At 69.0% G+C, this 15563-nt stretch carries 10 protein-coding genes; 1 reads left to right on the top strand and 9 read right to left on the bottom strand.

The features are described from left to right. Nucleotides 1-16: 16 nt before the first annotated feature. The 9 genes from ASF44_RS19500 to ASF44_RS19460 form a co-directional block, all read right to left on the bottom strand. Entirely contained in the window at nt 17-592 is a 576-nt protein-coding gene (locus ASF44_RS19500; RefSeq protein ID WP_056900911.1) for a PEP-CTERM sorting domain-containing protein, read from the bottom strand. A 20-nt stretch (nt 593-612) separates the two neighbouring features. Next, nucleotides 613-2862, bottom strand: a complete 2250-nt coding sequence (locus tag ASF44_RS19495) for a phosphocholine-specific phospholipase C (protein ID WP_056900910.1) — start codon at nt 2860-2862, stop codon at nt 613-615. A gap of 147 nt (nt 2863-3009) precedes the next feature. Further along, nucleotides 3010-3555, bottom strand: a complete 546-nt coding sequence (gene def, locus ASF44_RS19490) for a peptide deformylase (RefSeq protein WP_056900909.1) — start codon at nt 3553-3555, stop codon at nt 3010-3012. Continuing rightward, on the bottom strand, nt 3552-5594 hold the full coding sequence (gene ligA, locus ASF44_RS19485; RefSeq protein WP_056900908.1) for an NAD-dependent DNA ligase LigA: 2043 nt from the start codon (nt 5592-5594) through the stop codon (nt 3552-3554). The genes def and ligA overlap by 4 nt, the downstream gene beginning before the upstream one ends. Beyond that, on the bottom strand, nt 5594-6631 hold the full coding sequence (locus ASF44_RS19480; RefSeq protein WP_056900907.1) for a cell division protein ZipA C-terminal FtsZ-binding domain-containing protein: 1038 nt from the start codon (nt 6629-6631) through the stop codon (nt 5594-5596). Before ASF44_RS19480 ends, ligA begins: the two co-directional genes overlap by 1 nt. A gap of 31 nt (nt 6632-6662) precedes the next feature. Then, nucleotides 6663-10187, bottom strand: a complete 3525-nt coding sequence (gene smc / locus ASF44_RS19475; RefSeq protein WP_056900906.1) for a chromosome segregation protein SMC — start codon at nt 10185-10187, stop codon at nt 6663-6665. A 231-nt stretch (nt 10188-10418) separates the two neighbouring features. Next, the gene (locus tag ASF44_RS32950; RefSeq protein WP_082524903.1) at nt 10419-11147 is read right to left on the bottom strand and encodes a PEP-CTERM sorting domain-containing protein; all 729 of its coding nucleotides are present in this window, start codon (nt 11145-11147) and stop codon (nt 10419-10421) included. A gap of 188 nt (nt 11148-11335) precedes the next feature. Next, nucleotides 11336-12928, bottom strand: coding sequence for an FAD-binding oxidoreductase (locus tag ASF44_RS19465; protein WP_056900904.1), 1593 nt, complete (start codon nt 12926-12928; stop codon nt 11336-11338). Nucleotides 12929-13023: 95 nt separating this feature from the next. Continuing rightward, nucleotides 13024-13914, bottom strand: coding sequence for a LysR family transcriptional regulator (locus tag ASF44_RS19460; RefSeq protein WP_056900903.1), 891 nt, complete (start codon nt 13912-13914; stop codon nt 13024-13026). 116 nt (nt 13915-14030) lie between these two features. Here ASF44_RS19460 and ASF44_RS19455 point away from each other — a divergent pair, with 116 nt between their 5' ends. Next, on the top strand, nt 14031-15554 hold the full coding sequence (locus ASF44_RS19455; RefSeq protein ID WP_056900902.1) for a CoA-acylating methylmalonate-semialdehyde dehydrogenase: 1524 nt from the start codon (nt 14031-14033) through the stop codon (nt 15552-15554). The last annotated feature ends 9 nt before the right edge of the window (nt 15555-15563 follow it).

Below are 15563 nucleotides of genomic sequence, written 5' to 3'. Positions count from 1 at the left end.
GCGTTCCCTGCCCCGGTCAGCGGCTCCGGCGGCGTGCTGCGCCGGCCAGGCCCAGGCCGGCCAGAACCAGGGCCAGCGTGGCGGGCTCGGGCACTTCGCCCGCGGCCTGGAAGCTGAAGTCGTCCATCACGTAGAACGCGTGCAGGTTGCTGGACACCACCACGGCATCGATGGCGCCGGTCCAGCCGCTGGCCAGGAAGGCCGGCGTGTCGGACATGCCCAGCGTGCCGGAACTGCCGACCAGCGCGCCGGCCAGGTACAGGTCGAAACGCACCTGGGCCTCGCCGTAGCCGGCGAACCAGGCGCCGTCGAACACGGTCGGCGCCAGGAAGCGGATGGTGCTCGTGGCGTCCGTGCCGTCCCAGCCCATGACGATGCGGCCGTCGCCCGAATGCGCCGTGAACGGCGACTCCGGCGCCGTGAAGACCGACCAGCTGCTGCCCGACCAGTCCAGGCCGCCGTAGTTCGTCGGCACGGCCGCATAGCCGTCGGGGCCCACGATGTCGTCGAAGCTCAGCACGGCGGCCGAGGCGAAAGATGTGCACAGCGCCAGGGCCGTGCCGGCGATCACGCCGCGAAGGAAGGAATGCATGTCGTTGCTCCGAAGGTGGTTCAGCGCAGGCCTTGGCCCAGCGCGGGATCGCTGACGGTGTGCCGGCCGGTCTCGACACGGCCGGCGAAGCGCCGCAGGTAGTCGGGCTGGCCCGAGACCGTGGCGCTGAAGTCGTACCAGTGGTCGTTGCCTGCCACCGGCAGCCGCACGGCGAGTTCGCTGCGCGGCGCCAGCGTGTGGCTCTGGCCCAGCGCCGCGTAGGCGTTCGCAGCCAGCAGGAACGTGCACGGCGCCGTGCCGGTGTTGACGAGGCGCAGCACGAGCTCGCCCGTGGCCGCGTCGCAGCGCACGTGCACGTCGGGCCGCGGCTGGCCGGCCGCGATCGCGCGCAGTGCGCTGCCGGTGAAGTGGCGGTGGTAGCCGTTGGGGCCCAGCACCCACAGGTCGTAGGCGCCCCCCACGGCGGGCGTCCAGAGGTCCGACAGCGACTTGCCCGGCTCCACCATGTAGCGGCGCGGCACGGCAGCGAGGTCCTTGCGGTCGTAGACATGGAACACCGCGGCCTGGCGGCCCGTGTTGGCGAAGTCCAGCGCCACGCGCACGGCCGCCATGGTGGCGCCGGGCTGCACCGTGCAGGTCGTCGCCAGCTCATAGGGCAGCGCGCGCGAGGGGCGCGTACCGCTCGCCTGCACCGGGAACTGCTGCGACGCCGGCGGCGCGATTTGCGCGAGCCGCTGCTGGGCCGCGCGCAGCGCATCGGCCTGGCCTTTGTCCTTGCGGCCCTGCAGCACCGGCAGCGCCTCGCTGTTGGGCGTGGCGAAGTTGAAGGCGCTGGTCAGGTCGCCGCAGACGGCGCGGCGGAAGGGGCTGATGTTGGGCTCGGCCACACCGAAGCGCGCCTCCAGGAAGCGGATCACCGAGGTGTGGTCGAACACCTGCGAGTTGACCCAGCCGCCGCGGCTCCAGGGCGAGATCACGTACATCGGCACGCGCGGTCCGGGGCCATAGACGCGGCCGTCCGGCGCGGGCTGCCGGGTGCTGCCGGCCGGGCGCGGGTGCGTGTAGTACTCGGGCGCCAGGTCGCTTGGGGGCAGCGTGGTCTTGCCCGCGTAGCCGCCCTTGCCGTCCGGCGACGGGGCCGAGGGCGAGGGCACGTGGTCGAAGTAACCGTCGTTCTCGTCGAAGTTGACGATCAGCACGGTCTTGCTCCAGACCTCGGGGTTGGCGGTCAGCGCGTCCAGCACCTCTTGCAGGAACCAGGCACCCTGCACGGGGCTCGACGGGCCGGGGTGCTCGCAGTAGATCGACGGCGCGTTCATCCACGACACCTGGGGCAGCCGGCCCTCGCGGATGTCGCGCTTGAAGGCGTCCAGGTACTGCTCGGGCTGCGTGCCCGGCAGCGTGTTGGCGATGCCCTTGTACAGCGGGTTGTTGGCGTTGTCGGTGGCCGCGTCGTAGGCGTGGTAGGGCACGGCCTGGCCGGTGTTGGTGTAGGGCCGGCCCGGCGAGCCGCCGCTGGACACGGGGTAGCCCGAGGCGATGTTGGCACGCTTGAACTGGCGGAACGCGCCCAGCATGTTGTCGCCCCACTCGTCGGGCATGTTCTGGTAGCTGATCCAGCGCACGCCGGCGGCCTCCAGGCGTTCGGCGTACGTGGTCCAGGTGTAGCCGGTGTTCACGCCGCTGGCCAGGCCGTCGATGGCGTCCCACTCGTTGGTGACGAAGGCCGTGCCGGTGGGCACCGCGCCGTTGGTGCCGGTCAGGAAGAAGGAACGGTTGGCGTCGGTGCCGGTGTGCATGGCGCAGTGGTAGGCGTCGCACAGCGTGAAGGCGTTGGCCAGCGCGAAGGGGAACGGGATCTCGTTCTCCTTGAAGTAGCCCATCGAGATGGTGTTCTTGTAGCGCGGCCATTGGTCCATGCGGCCGTTGTCCCAGGCCTGCTGGCTGTCGTTCCAGTCGTGCGGCGTGCCGCTCACGCGCTGGGCGTTGCCGGCGTTGCCGTCCAGGTGGAACGGCATGACCACGTTGCCGTTGGCCAGGCGCTGCTGCCAGACGTTGCGGCCCTCGGGCAGCGGGATCGGGAAGCGGTCGCCGAAGCCGCGCACGCCGGCCAGCGTGCCGAAGTAGTGGTCGAAGGCGCGGTTCTCCTGCATCAGGATCACCACGTGCTCGACGTCGCGGATGGTGCCGGTGGCGTTGTGGGCCGGGATGGCCAGCGCGCGCTGGATCGCCGGTGGGAAGGCTGCATAGGTCGCGGCGGCGATGCCCGCATGGGCACTGCCGCGCAGGAAGCTGCGTCGTGAGGTCATGGCTGTCGTGTGAGGTGGGGACGGCGCGCGCGTGCGCGGCTGCCTGCCGCTGGTGCGCACCGTGCCAGCGTAGGCCGCGTGCGTGACGCGGCCATGACCTCCCACAGCGAAGCGGCATTGCGCCGCCTGCCTCAAGGCGCCTGATGTTCAGTCGTCCTCGCTGGCGGCGATGCCAGGGAACAGCACCTCGGTGAAACCGAAACGCGTGAAGTCGCGCACGCGCATCGGGTAGAGCTTGCCGATCAGGTGGTCGCACTCGTGCTGCACCACGCGGGCGTGGAAGCCATCGACCGTGCGGTCGATGGCGTCGCCATACTGGTCGAAGCCGGTGTAGCGGATCTTCGACCAGCGCGGCACCACGCCGCGCAGGCCGGGCACGGACAGGCAGCCCTCCCAGTCCTCTTCCTCGTCGGCCGACAAGGGCGTGATGACGGGGTTGCACAGCACCGTGATGGGCACCAGCGGCCGGTCCGGGTAGCGCGGGTTGCGGTCGTTGCTGCCGAAGATCACGAGTTGCATGTCCACACCGATCTGCGGCGCCGCCAGGCCCGCGCCGTTGACGGCGTGCATGGTGTCGAACAGGTCGGACACGAGCAGGTGCAGCGCGTCGGAGTCGAAGGATTCGGCGGGCACGGGCTGGGCGATGCGCAGCAGGCGCGGATCGCCCATCTTGAGGATGTCGCGGACGGTCATGGCTTCTCCTGCGGCAGCAGTTCCAGCATGCCGGCCTCGTCCAGCACCGCGATGCCCAGCGCCTGGGCCTTCTCCAGCTTGCTGCCGGCTTCCTCGCCCGCCACCACGTAGTCGGTCTTCTTGGACACCGAGCCTGCCACCTTGGCGCCGGCTGCTTCCAGCATCTCCTTTGCCGCGTCGCGCGACAGCGTGGGCAGCGTGCCGGTCAGCACAAAGGTCTTGCCGGCCAGGGGCAGCGGCACGCGCTGCGCGGCCAGGCCTTCGGATTCGGGCCAGTGCACGCCGGCCGCGCGCAGTTGCTCGACCACCTCGCGGTTGTGCGGCTGCTCGAAGAAGGTGCGCAGGCTCTGGGCGACGATGGGGCCGACGTCGTTGACCTCGAGCAGTTGCTCCAGCGTCGCGTCCATGATGGGGTCGAGCCGGCCGAAGTGCTTGGCCAGGTCCTTGGCTGTGGACTCGCCGATGTGGCGGATGCCCAGTGCGTAGAGGAAACGGCCCAGCGTGGTGTTCTTGCTGTCTTCGAGCGCCTGCACCAGGTTCATGGCGCTCTTGTCGGCCATGCGTTCGAGCATCGAAAGCTTGCCCACGCCCAGCTTGTAGAGCTCGGGCAGCGTGCGGATCAGGCCGCCGTCGACGAGCTGGTCCACGAGCTTGTCGCCCAGGCCCTCGATGTCCATGGCGCGCCGGCCCGCGAAGTGCAAAAGCGCCTGCTTGCGCTGGGCAGGGCAGAACAGGCCGCCCGAGCAGCGGTGGTTCACGCCGTCGGGCTCGCGCACCACGGCGCTGCCGCAGACCGGGCACCGGCGTGGCATGCGGAAGTTGGGCACGTAGCCCTCGCGCGGGCCCGGCACCACGCCCACCACCTCGGGGATCACGTCGCCAGCCCGCCGCACGACCACGCGGTCGCCCACGCGCACGCGCTTGCGCCGGATCTCGAACAGGTTGTGCAGCGTGGCGTTGCTGACGGTGGTGCCGCCCACGAACACGGGCTCGAGCTTGGCCACCGGTGTGAGCTTGCCGGTGCGGCCGACCTGGATCTCGATGCCGTTGAGCCGTGTGATCTGCTCCTGCGCCGGGTACTTGTGGGCCACGGCCCAGCGCGGCTCGCGCGACTTGAAGCCCAGTTGCTGCTGCAGGCCCCGGTCGTCGACCTTGTAGACCACGCCATCGATGTCGAACGGCAGGCTGTCGCGCGCGGCCGCGATCAGCGCGTGGAAATCGGCCAGTCCCTGGGCGCCCTGCACCACCTGGCGGTCGTTGTTGACGGGCACGCCCATGGCACCCAGCGCGTCGAGCGTGGCCGAATGCGTGGCCGGGGCATCCCAGCCCTGCACCTCGCCCAGGCCATAGGCGAAGAAGCTCAGCGGCCTTTGTTGCGCGATGCCTGCGTCGAGCTGGCGCACCACGCCCGCGGCCGCGTTGCGCGGGTTCACGAAGGTCTTGCCGCCGCTCTCGCGCTGGCGTTCGTTCAAGGCCTCGAAGTCGTCGCGCCGCATGAAGACCTCGCCGCGCACCTCCAGCACCGGCACGTTGCCGTGCTTGAGGTAGTTGGGGATGGACTTGATCGTGCGGATGGTGTGCGTCACATCCTCGCCGGTCTCGCCGTCGCCACGCGTGGCGGCCTGCACGAGCTCGCCCTGCTCGTAGCGCAGGTTGATGGCCAGGCCGTCGAACTTGAGCTCGGCGGCGTAGGCCAGCGCCAGCGCGTCGTCGGCCAGCTTCAATGCGTTGCGCACGCTGGTGTCGAACTTGAGCGCGCCGGCCGGCGTGGTGTCGGTCTCGGTCTTGATCGACAGCATGGGCACGGCGTGCCTGACAGGGTTCAAGCCCTCCAGCACCGCGCCGATCACGCGCTGCGTCGGCGAATCGGGCGTGACGAGTTCGGGCCAGGCCGCTTCCAGTGCTTCGAGCTGCTGGTAGAGCCGGTCGTACTCGGCGTCGGGTACCTCCGGATCGTCCTGCACGTAGTAGCGGTGCGCATAGCGGCGCAGCAGCGTCTTGAGCTGCTGTGCCTGTGCCCGTTGTTCGGCCGGGGCCATCAGCTGAATAGGCGGCGCGCCAGCGCCGAGCCCGCCGACAGTTCGCGCGTGTCCAGCGTGTCGTAGAGCTGTTCGAGCTCGGAGCCGATCACGTCCATGGCCTCGCGCGTGAGCGGGCGCGCCGCGTCGTCGGTGACCACGCCGTCCATGGCCTGGGCCAGCGCCATGGCGGCTTCGCGCAGGCGCACGAAGGGCTGCTCGGCGCGTTCGACCTGGGGCACGTCCAGCGTCAGCGTCACGCTGCGGATGGCGGCCTGGTCGGGGTCTTCGGCCAGCGCGGCCTGGGAGTCGAAGGCCAGGCCCAGCAACGGCGGCAGGCCTGGCGTCTCCGAGGGCAGCACCATGCGCCCGGGGATCATGCCGGCCACGAAGCCCAGGCGCGCGGCGTTCTGGTGCAGGTAGCCCGGGCTCCAGGCCGCGTGCAGTGCGCGCAGCGTGAAGCTGAGCTGCGCATCGTGGCTGCTGGCGAACTGGTCCAGTTCGCGCGCCCGCGCCACCTCTTCGCGCATCTCCGGGAACTCGGGCGCGCCGTTCATGGCGTCGGCAAAGGCCTGGGCCTTCATGACGAATTCGGAGAACTCGATCTCGTTGAGCGCGCCCGTGCGGTTGGCCAGCTGCACGCCGGCCTGCAAGGCGTCGTAGCGCTGGCCGGCCAGGGGCGCCTCCCACTGGCCGCCCGCCGCGTTGCGGCCTTCCACGGCAAAGGGCTTGCTGCCCACGCGGCGCGTGGCCGGCAGCGCGGCCAACACGGCATCGCCCGACACGGGGCCTTCCAACGCCACGGGCGCGATCACGTCGATCAACGGGTCCAGCGTGGCGCGGCGTTCGGGTGCGGCCGGCAGCGGCAGGCTGGTGTCGTCGAACCCGGGCTCGCGGCGTTCGCCGTCGGCTGGGTCCTCGGTGGCCGCCGGCGCGGCGACGATGGGATCGGGGCGGCGCGGCGCATTGCGGCGCGACGACCAGGCGCTGTGCGCCACGACGCCGGCCAGCACGATGCCGCCCGCCACGGCCAGGCCGATCTGCAGCGTGCTGCTCATCGGATTCCTCTTGTTCTGGGTTGGATGTTGTTCAGGACTCGGCCATGGACAGGGCCGATTCCATGTCGACCGCCACGATCCGCGAGACGCCCTGCTCCTGCATGGTCACGCCGATCAACTGCTGCGCCATCTCCATGGCGATCTTGTTGTGGCTGATGAACAGGAACTGGGTCTCGCGGCTCATGGCGCTCACGAGTTTGGCATAGCGCTCGGTGTTGGCGTCGTCCAGCGGCGCGTCCACCTCGTCGAGCAGGCAGAACGGCGCGGGGTTGAGCTGGAAGATCGCAAACACGAGCGCGATGGCTGTCAGCGCCTTCTCGCCGCCGGACAGCAGGTGGATGGTCTGGTTCTTCTTGCCGGGCGGCTGGGCGATCACCTGCACGCCCGAATCCAGGATCTCGTCGCCCGTGATGACCAGGCGCGCATTGCCGCCGCCGAACAGCTCGGGGAACATGCGGCCGAAGTGGCCGTTGACGGTGTCGAAGGTGCCCGACAGCAGCTCGCGCGTCTCGTTGTCGATCTTGCGGATCGCGTCTTCGAGCGTGGTCATGGCTTCGGTCAAGTCGGCAGTCTGCGCGTCCAGGAACTGCTTGCGCTCGCGCGCCGCGGTGAGTTCGTCCAGCGCCGCGAGGTTGACGGCGCCCAGCGCGACGATCTCGCGGTGCAGCCGGTCGATCTCGGTCTGCAGGCCCGACAGGCGCACGTTTCCTTCGGTGATGGACTGGGCCAGTTGGGCCATGTCGACGCCCGCGTCGGCCAAGTGCTGGCTGTACTGCTCCAGGCCCAGGCGCGCGGCCTGCTCCTTGAGCTGGAATTCCATGATGCGCTGGCGCAGCGGGTCGAGTTCGCGTTCGAGCTTGAGACGGCGTTCGTCGCTGGCGCGCAGGCGCTGCGTGAGGTCGTCGTATTCGCTGCGCTGTGCGCCGAGCGCGGCTTCGCGTTCGAGCTTGAGGCCGAGCGCGTTCTGCAGCCCGGCCTGGGCGGCGGCATCCGACAGCCGCGCCAGTTCCTCGCGTGCGCGCTCTTCCTCGCCCACGAGCGAGCCGGCCTGCTGCTCGGCCATCGCAATGGCGCGCGACAACTCGTCACGGCGCGCGCCCAGGCTGCGGTGCGCGAACTGCGCCTCCTGCGCCTGCCGCTCCAGCCCGCGCTGCTGCTCGCGCGATTCGGCCAGCCGGCGCTGCGACTCGATCACGCGCTCGTCGAGCTGGGCATGGCGTTCCTGGCTGTCGGCCAGCTGCATGTCCAGTTCCTCGAAGCGGGCTTCTGCCGTGATGCGGCGCTCCTGCAGGTCTTCGAGCTGCGCATCGACCTCAGCCAGGTCACCGCTGAGCTGTTCGTTGCGGGCGCGGGTCTGCTCGGCCAACTGCTGCAGCCGCAGCGTCTCGACCTGCAGGGCATGGGCACTGCTCTGCGTTTCGGCGGCCTCGCGGCGCGCGCCGACCAGGCGCTGCGAGGCATCGGCGTAGGCGGCTTCGGCGCGCACCAGCGCGCTGCGCGACTCCTCGCCGATCAGCGCCTGGGCGCGCAGTTGCTTGTCCAGGTTTTCGATCTCCTGCGCGCGGGCCAGCAGGCCGGCCTGCTCGGAATCCTGTGCGAAGAAGCTCACGCTGTGGGCACCGACCGCATGGCCGGCGCGCACGTAGATGGTTTCGCCGGGCTGCAGCTGGCTGCGCTGGGCCAGGGCCTCCTCGAAGCTCTGCGCCGTGTAGCAGCCGTGCAGCCATTCGGCGAACAGCGCGCGTTGCGCGGCATCGCCCAGGCGCAGCAGGTCGGCCAGGCGTGGCAGGCGGGCTGCGTCCTGCGCCACGGGGTTGCCCGGCGGGCTGTAGAACGCCAGCTTGGCCGGCGGGCCGTCGGCGCCCTGCTGGCCCAGGAAGCCCTTGACGCTGTCCAGCCGCGAGATCTCCAGCGCACCGAGGCGTTCGCGCAGCGCAGCCTCCAGCGCGTTCTCCCAGCCCTGCTCGATGTGGATGCGGCTCCAGATGCCCTGCAGGCCGTCCAGCCCGTGGCGGGCCAGCCAGGGCGTGAGCTTGCCGTCGGTGCGTACCTTCTCCTGCAGCGCCTTGAGCGCCTCGGCGCGTGCCGACAGGTCGGCTTCCCGTGCGGACTCGGTGTTGACGGCCTGCTGGCGCGTGCGACGGTCTTCGTCCAGCTGCGGCACGCTGTCCTGCAGTTCCTGCAGCCGCGCATCGGCGATGCCGGCCGCCTCCTGGGCCTGTTCCAGCTGCTCCTGCAGCTGGGCCAGGCGCGCCTCGTCAGGCACCGCCAGCGCGCGCTGGTCGGTGACCAGGCGTTCACGCCGCTGGTTGAGCTGGCGCGACTGCTCCTCGATGCTGCGCTGCTCGGCCGCCAGGACCTGGATCTGCTGCTGCACCTGGCCGACGCTGGTGCGCTGCTCGTTGGCGCGAGACTGCGCCTGGTTCAGCGCGTCCTCCAGCTCGGGCAGGCGCATGGCCTGTTCCTCGACCTGGGCGGCCAGCAGCTCGGCGGCCTCCTCGGCCTGTTCGCCCTGGCCGGACAGCGTCTCGATCTCTTCCAGCGCGTCTTCCTTGCGCGTGGCCCACTGGCCAATCTGTTCCTTGAGCGTGGCGAGGCGTTGTTCCACGCGCTGGCGGCCTTCGACCACGAAGCGGATCTCGCTCTCCAGCCGGCCCACCTCGGCACTGGCCTCGTACAGCTTGCCCTGGGCCTGGTTGACCAGGTCGCCCGCCGCGTAGTGGGCCTGGCGCACGGTCTCGAGTTCCGCCTCGACATGGCGCAGGTCCGCCACGCGCGCCTCCAGCGCAGTCTGTGCATTCGCCACCTCGGCCAGGATGCGCGCCTGGTCGACCTCGCTGTCGGCCCGCTTGAGGAACCACAGCTGGTGCTGCTTGAGGGTGGCGCTGGCCTGCAGCGCGTGGTAGCGCTGCGCCACCTCGGCCTGTTTCTCGAGCTTGTCGAGGTTGGCGTTGAGCTCGCGCAGGATGTCCTCGACGCGGGTCAGGTTCTCGCGGGTGTCCGACAGCCGGTTCTCGGTCTCGCGCCGGCGCTCCTTGTACTTGGAGACACCGGCCGCCTCCTCGAGGAACAGCCGCAGCTCCTCGGGCTTGGACTCGATGATGCGGCTGATCGTGCCCTGCCCGATGATGGCGTAGGCGCGCGGTCCCAGCCCCGTGCCCAGGAACACGTCCTGCACGTCGCGCCGGCGTACCGGCTGGTTGTTGATGTAGTAGCTGCTGGTGCCGTCGCGTGTCAGCACGCGCTTGACGGCGATCTCGCCGAACTGCGACCACTGGCCGCCGGCACGGTGGTCGGCGTTGTCGAACACCAGCTCCACGCTGGCGCGGCTGGCCGGTTTGCGCAGGTTCGTGCCGTTGAAGATCACGTCCTGCATGGACTCGCCGCGCAGCTCGCTGGCCTTGCTCTCGCCCAGCACCCAGCGCACCGCGTCCATGATGTTGGACTTGCCGCAGCCATTCGGCCCCACGACGCCCACCAGTTGCCCCGGCAGAAGGAAGTTCGTGGGCTCGACGAAGGACTTGAAGCCGGCCAGCTTGATGGAGTTGAGGCGCAAGGGATTCTTTGATGAGGAGAACGGCGGCAAAACCGCCAGCCACCCCCGCCGTGCCGCTTCGGCAGAACGCCTGTGCCGCCACGCCGGCCGGTGGCGACGGAGTTTATCTGAGCCACTTCCGGCCCTGCAGCTGCCCGGCCACCGCACAAACAACGATGCCCGGCAAGCGCGAGCCTGCCGGGCATCGGGTGGGGCCAGCCAACAGCGTGGCCGGCCCGGTCGCGACAAGGATTACTTCGCCAGCTTGCGGCGGCGAGCCGCCAGGCCGAGCAGGCCCAGGCCCACCAGGGCGACCGAAGCAGGTTCGGGAACCTCGGTCACTTGGGTCTGGCTCGTGAACGTGCCAGAGCCGCTGGTCTTGATCGCCGCGGGATCGGAGGCGTCGATGGTGGTCGCCGTGGTCGAGAACCTGAAGTCCGCGCCGCGGGTCATCGCATTGGTATCGAAGTAGCTGGCTGCCAGGCCGTTCACGACGTCCAGCAAACCGGTGCCGTTCACGCCCACCACGTCCACGCCGGAACCCACGATGATGCCCGTCAGCGACGTGCCTGCGTGGCCCTGGAGGCCCAGCCACAGGGCGCGGGTGTTGTCCAGGTAGTTCACATACACGTTGACCCAGCCACCCGTGTACGTCCGCGTGGTCGTGTCGGCGTCCGGATCGGTCGTCGAGTTGGCCAGGTTGAAACCGCCGAACTCATACGTCAGCGTGCAATTGGTGCAAAAGCCCGTGCTGGAATTGATTCGGGTGATCTGGCCGAAACCCGTGACGGCATAGGGCGAGCTGTTGCCGATCGTCTGGTAGACGTCGTCCGATCTGCTCGTGAAATCGATCGGGGAACCGTTCTGGCCAATGGCCGCGGTGTCCCAGGTGACGCCACCCACGCTGACCACCGCAGCCTGCGAAGTCGCAAGCGTTGCGAGAAGTGCTGCGCCGAAGAGAGTGCTTTTCAACATGTTCATGTTTGTCCTCAGTGTGTTGATCAGAAGGCGCTTTTTCTTGCCTTCGCCTTCACACTAAGCACATCGCATGCCATGTAAGATTAGCAGCTCAAGCTATTGATTTGAATAAGAAAAATTTAAAGGCCGACCCACCCGGACACATGTGTGTAAATTTTGGTGACAAATGTGTGTGAATTATTTCACGCTGCTCAGCGGTAGCGCCCAGGCGAGAGGATTCCGTTCGGATCCAGGCAATCGTGCAGCCGGGCATGGAAGGCACGGGCCGTGTCCTGCAGGCCCACCACCGTCGACATGCCGCCGATGCCCACGCGGTACGGGAAATAGCCAGCCGCGCGCCCGGCCTGCACGAGTTCGGCGTAGCAGGCCTTGGCGGCCGCCACAGCCTGCGGGTCGTCGCGCTTGAAGACGATGGGCACGGTGCTGTCCACCAGCTTGTCGCTCAGCGTCGTGAAGGTGATGAGCGGCTCGATGCCGTGCCGGGCAGTGACCTCGTGCACCATCTTCACGTAGCTGCGCATCGTGGCCGGGCGCATCGGCACCAGCGGCGCATACCAGATCAATCCGCTGCCGTCGCGTGCGGGGTCGCGGAATGCGCCGCGGGGCGGATTGGGATTGCGCCAGTAGGCCAGAGGCAGCGCCGTCTCGTTGGGGCGGCCGGCCACCAGCTCCAGCGACAGGGCCAGCGTCTGCGCCGTGCTGCCGATGCGTTCGCCCAGCCCGCCCGGCAGCCGCGCCGCGGCCCTGGCAAGCGTCTTGGCCGTGGCCGGCGTGAGGAAGATGAGCCGGCTCGCAATACCGGCCAGCGCGCGCTTGATCTCCTTTTGCGCGGCTGCGACCACGCCCTTGGTGCCATACAGCGTGCCGAAGCCCGTCCACGGGAAGATCTGGTATTGCCCCCCGAGTTCGGAGATGACCTGGGCCGGGATCAGCCCGTCGACGAGCCGGCCCTCGGGGTACGGTGCCGACATGGCCAGCACGCGGTGCTGGTTCATGAGGTTGATGGCGCCGACCGTGCCTGGCAGCTTGGACAGCACGGTGCGGATCGCGGCCGCCGCCGCCTCCAGCAGGCTGTCGTCCTTCAGGCTGAACAAGCAGACCTTGACGCACTCCGGCCGCTTGGCCAGCACGATGCTCATCTTGGTCACGATGCCGAACGCGCTCTGCGTGAACAGGCCGACCGAGTACGGGCCGATGCCGTACTTGAACAGGCGGGCAATCTCCTCCCCGCCCGCCTCGTGCATGGCCGTGCGGTAGATCGAGCCGTCGGCCAGCACCGCCTCGACGTCGGTGACGGCGGCGAAGTGGTCCGTGATCGGCGTCACGCCGTAGCCGCGCTCCAGTGCGTTGGACAGCAGGCTGCAGGTCGGCCCCGCGCCTGTCACCGGCACCAGGAAGGGGTGCTGCCCCGCGTCCAGGAAGTCCGACAGCATGCCCTGCGTCACGCCCGGCTCCACCGTGACGACGCCAAACTCGGCGTCGAAGTGCAGGATCTTGCGCAGCCCGCCCAGGTCGATCAGCACGCTGCCGTTGCCAGGCGGCAGCGATGTGCCGTAGCCCCAGTTGCGGCCGGTGCTGATGGGGTGCACCGGCACCTTGTACTGTTGCGCGATGCGCATCACTTCGGGCAGCAGGCCGCTGTCCAGAATGCGCAGCGCAGCCGGTATCACGCGCTCGTTGGCTGCCGTGTCCGCGCCGTATGCGTCCTGCGCCTGCTCCGCGTCTAGCACCTGCTCCGCACCGAGGAGCTGTCTCCATGCCATGACTGCCGCGTCGATGTCCATCGCCCTGCTCCAGCTACGTGAATACGGGCATGTTAAGCACTTCAATGCACCCCACGCATCACTGGCCAGAGCGCGGCGATGGAACTGTCTCGAAATCAGACCAGTGGTCGCAGCCTGCTGTCTGTTTGAGCCGCTGAGCGCAACAAACTCCAGATGGCCTGGATGCGCGCCACCGAGCGGTTTTCCTTGGGCATCGAGATCCAGAAGGTGCGCACAAACTGCGCCTGCTCGGGCAGCACGGCGCACAGGCGGGCATCGCCATCGGCCAGGAAGGCCGGCAGCACGCCGATGCCCGCCCCCTGCGCAACGGCCTGGTGCTGGGCCAGCACGCTGGTGCTGCGCAATGCATAGCGCTGCGGGCGGCACAGTTCGGCCAGGTAGCGCAGCTCCTTGCTGAACAGCAGGTCGTCGATGTAGCTGATGAAGCTGTGCTGCGGCAGGTCGTCGCGGCTGCGGATGGGCGGGTGTTGCGCCAGATAGGCGGGCGAGGCATACAGCCGCAGCACGTAGTCGCACAACCGGGCTGCCACCGCGTTGCCGCGCACCGGCCGCTCCAGCGAGACCACGATGTCGGCCTCGCGCTGCGACAGGTTGACGTTGCGCGGCAGCGGCAGCAGGTCGATCACCAACTGCGGGTGTGCCTGTGCGAAGCGCGCCAGCACGGGCGCCAGCACCACGGTGCCGAAGCCCTCGGTCGCCCCCACGCGCACCACGCCCGACAGTTCGCCGTCGCGCGCCGGCCCGGCGCCCAGAACGGACAGGCTGGCCACTTCCATGGCCTCCACCTGCGGCAGCAGCCGCCGGCCGGCCTCGCTGACCAGGTATTCGCCGCCCGAACGCGTGAACAGCGGCGCGCCCACCAGCTGCTCCAGCGCGCGGATGCGCCGCGACACCGTGGTGTGCTGCACGTCCAGACGCCGCGCGGCCGCGCTGAGCTTGCGCGTGCGCGCCAGCTCGAGGAAATAGCGCAGGTGGTCCCAGTCCATGGCCCGCGAGTATTGTGCAAATTTGCAGAGTCGCACAGCCTGGTTTGCTATTGCAGATGGAAATTTGCACAGGTAGCATGGCCGGCGATCCCCAAACCAATACCCGGAGACCTGCCATGTCCGCACTTCCCAAGTCCGAACCCGCCGTGCCCACCGTCAAGCTGCTCATCGACGGCCAATTCATCGAGTCGCGCAGCACCGAGTGGCGCGACATCGTCAACCCCGCCACGCAGGAGGTGCTGGCCCGCGTGCCCTTCGCCACCGCGGCCGAGATCGACGCCGCCGTCGCATCGGCCAAGACCGCCTTCAAGACCTGGCGCAAGACGGCCATCGGCGCGCGTGCGCGCATCTTCTTGAAGTACCAGCAGCTGATCCGCGAGAACATGGCCGAACTGGCCGCGATCCTCACGGCCGAACAGGGCAAGACCCTGCCCGATGCCGAAGGCGACGTGTTCCGCGGCCTCGAAGTGGTCGAGCACGCCGCCAGCATCGGCAACCTGCAGCTGGGCGAGCTGGCCAACAACGTGGCCAACGGCGTTGACACCTACACCGTGCTGCAGCCGCTGGGCGTGTGCGCCGGCATCACGCCTTTCAACTTCCCGGCCATGATCCCGCTGTGGATGTTCCCGATGGCCATTGCCACCGGCAACACCTTCGTGCTCAAGCCCTCCGAGCAGGACCCGATGGTCACCATGCGCCTGTGCGAACTGGCGCTGCAGGCCGGCATTCCGCCCGGCGTGCTGAACGTGGTGCACGGTGGCGAAGCCGCCGTCAACGCGATCTGCGACCACCCGGACATCAAGGCCATCAGCTTCGTCGGTTCGACCAAGGTCGGCACCCACGTCTACAACCGCGCCACGCTGGCCGGCAAGCGCGCCCAATGCATGATGGGCGCGAAGAACCACGCCATCGTGATGCCCGACGCCAACAAGGAGCAGACGCTCAACGCACTGGCCGGTGCGGCCTTCGGCGCCGCGGGCCAGCGCTGCATGGCGGTCTCGGTCGCCGTGCTGGTCGGCGAGGCGCGCAACTGGATCCCCGACCTCGTGGAGAAGGCCAAGACGCTCAAGATCGGCGCCGGCACCGAGAAGGGTGTCGATGTCGGCCCGCTGGTCTCCTGCGCGGCGTACGACCGTGTCAACGGCCTGATCGAGCGCGGCCTGGCGGACGGCGCCACGCTGGACCTGGACGGCCGCAAGCCCACCGTGCCCGGCTACGAGAAGGGCAACTTCGTCGGGCCGACGGTGTTCTCGAACGTCAAACCCGGCATGGCCATCTACGACCAGGAAATCTTCGGCCCGGTGATCTGCCTGGCCGGCGCCGAGACCATCGACGAGGCCATCGAACTCATCAACAGCAACCCCAACGGCAACGGCACGGCGATCTTCACGCAGTCCGGCGCGGCCGCGCGCCGCTTCCAGGAAGACATCGACGTCGGCCAGATCGGCATCAACGTGCCGATCCCGGTGCCGGTGCCGCTGTTCTCGTTCTCGGGTTCGCGCGCCTCCAAGCTCGGCGACCTGGGGCCGTATGGCAAGCAGGTGATCCTGTTCTACACGCAGACCAAGACCATCACCGAGCGCTGGTTCGACGACAGCACGGTCTCGCAAGGCGTCAACACCACGATCAGCTTGAAGTAAGTTCGGGTC

Source organism: Pseudorhodoferax sp. Leaf274, from assembly GCF_001422445.1.
Taxonomy (GTDB): Bacteria; Pseudomonadota; Gammaproteobacteria; order Burkholderiales; family Burkholderiaceae_C; genus Pseudorhodoferax.
This window is presented reverse-complemented; position numbering and strand designations above follow the sequence as displayed.

What these genes read in the sequence shown, in the direction of transcription:
- ASF44_RS19500 (WP_056900911.1), bottom strand. Translation starts at nt 592, where the DNA reads ATGCATTCCTTCCTTCGCGGCGTGATCGCCGGCACGGCCCTGGCGCTG.
- ASF44_RS19495 (WP_056900910.1), bottom strand. Translation starts at nt 2,862, where the DNA reads ATGACCTCACGACGCAGCTTCCTGCGCGGCAGTGCCCATGCGGGCATC.
- def (WP_056900909.1), bottom strand. Translation starts at nt 3,555, where the DNA reads ATGACCGTCCGCGACATCCTCAAGATGGGCGATCCGCGCCTGCTGCGC.
- ligA (WP_056900908.1), bottom strand. Translation starts at nt 5,594, where the DNA reads ATGGCCCCGGCCGAACAACGGGCACAGGCACAGCAGCTCAAGACGCTG.
- ASF44_RS19480 (WP_056900907.1), bottom strand. Translation starts at nt 6,631, where the DNA reads ATGAGCAGCACGCTGCAGATCGGCCTGGCCGTGGCGGGCGGCATCGTG.
- ASF44_RS32950 (WP_082524903.1), bottom strand. Translation starts at nt 11,147, where the DNA reads ATGAACATGTTGAAAAGCACTCTCTTCGGCGCAGCACTTCTCGCAACG.
- ASF44_RS19465 (WP_056900904.1), bottom strand. Translation starts at nt 12,928, where the DNA reads ATGGACATCGACGCGGCAGTCATGGCATGGAGACAGCTCCTCGGTGCG.
- ASF44_RS19460 (WP_056900903.1), bottom strand. Translation starts at nt 13,914, where the DNA reads ATGGACTGGGACCACCTGCGCTATTTCCTCGAGCTGGCGCGCACGCGC.
- ASF44_RS19455 (WP_056900902.1), top strand. Translation starts at nt 14,031, where the DNA reads ATGTCCGCACTTCCCAAGTCCGAACCCGCCGTGCCCACCGTCAAGCTG.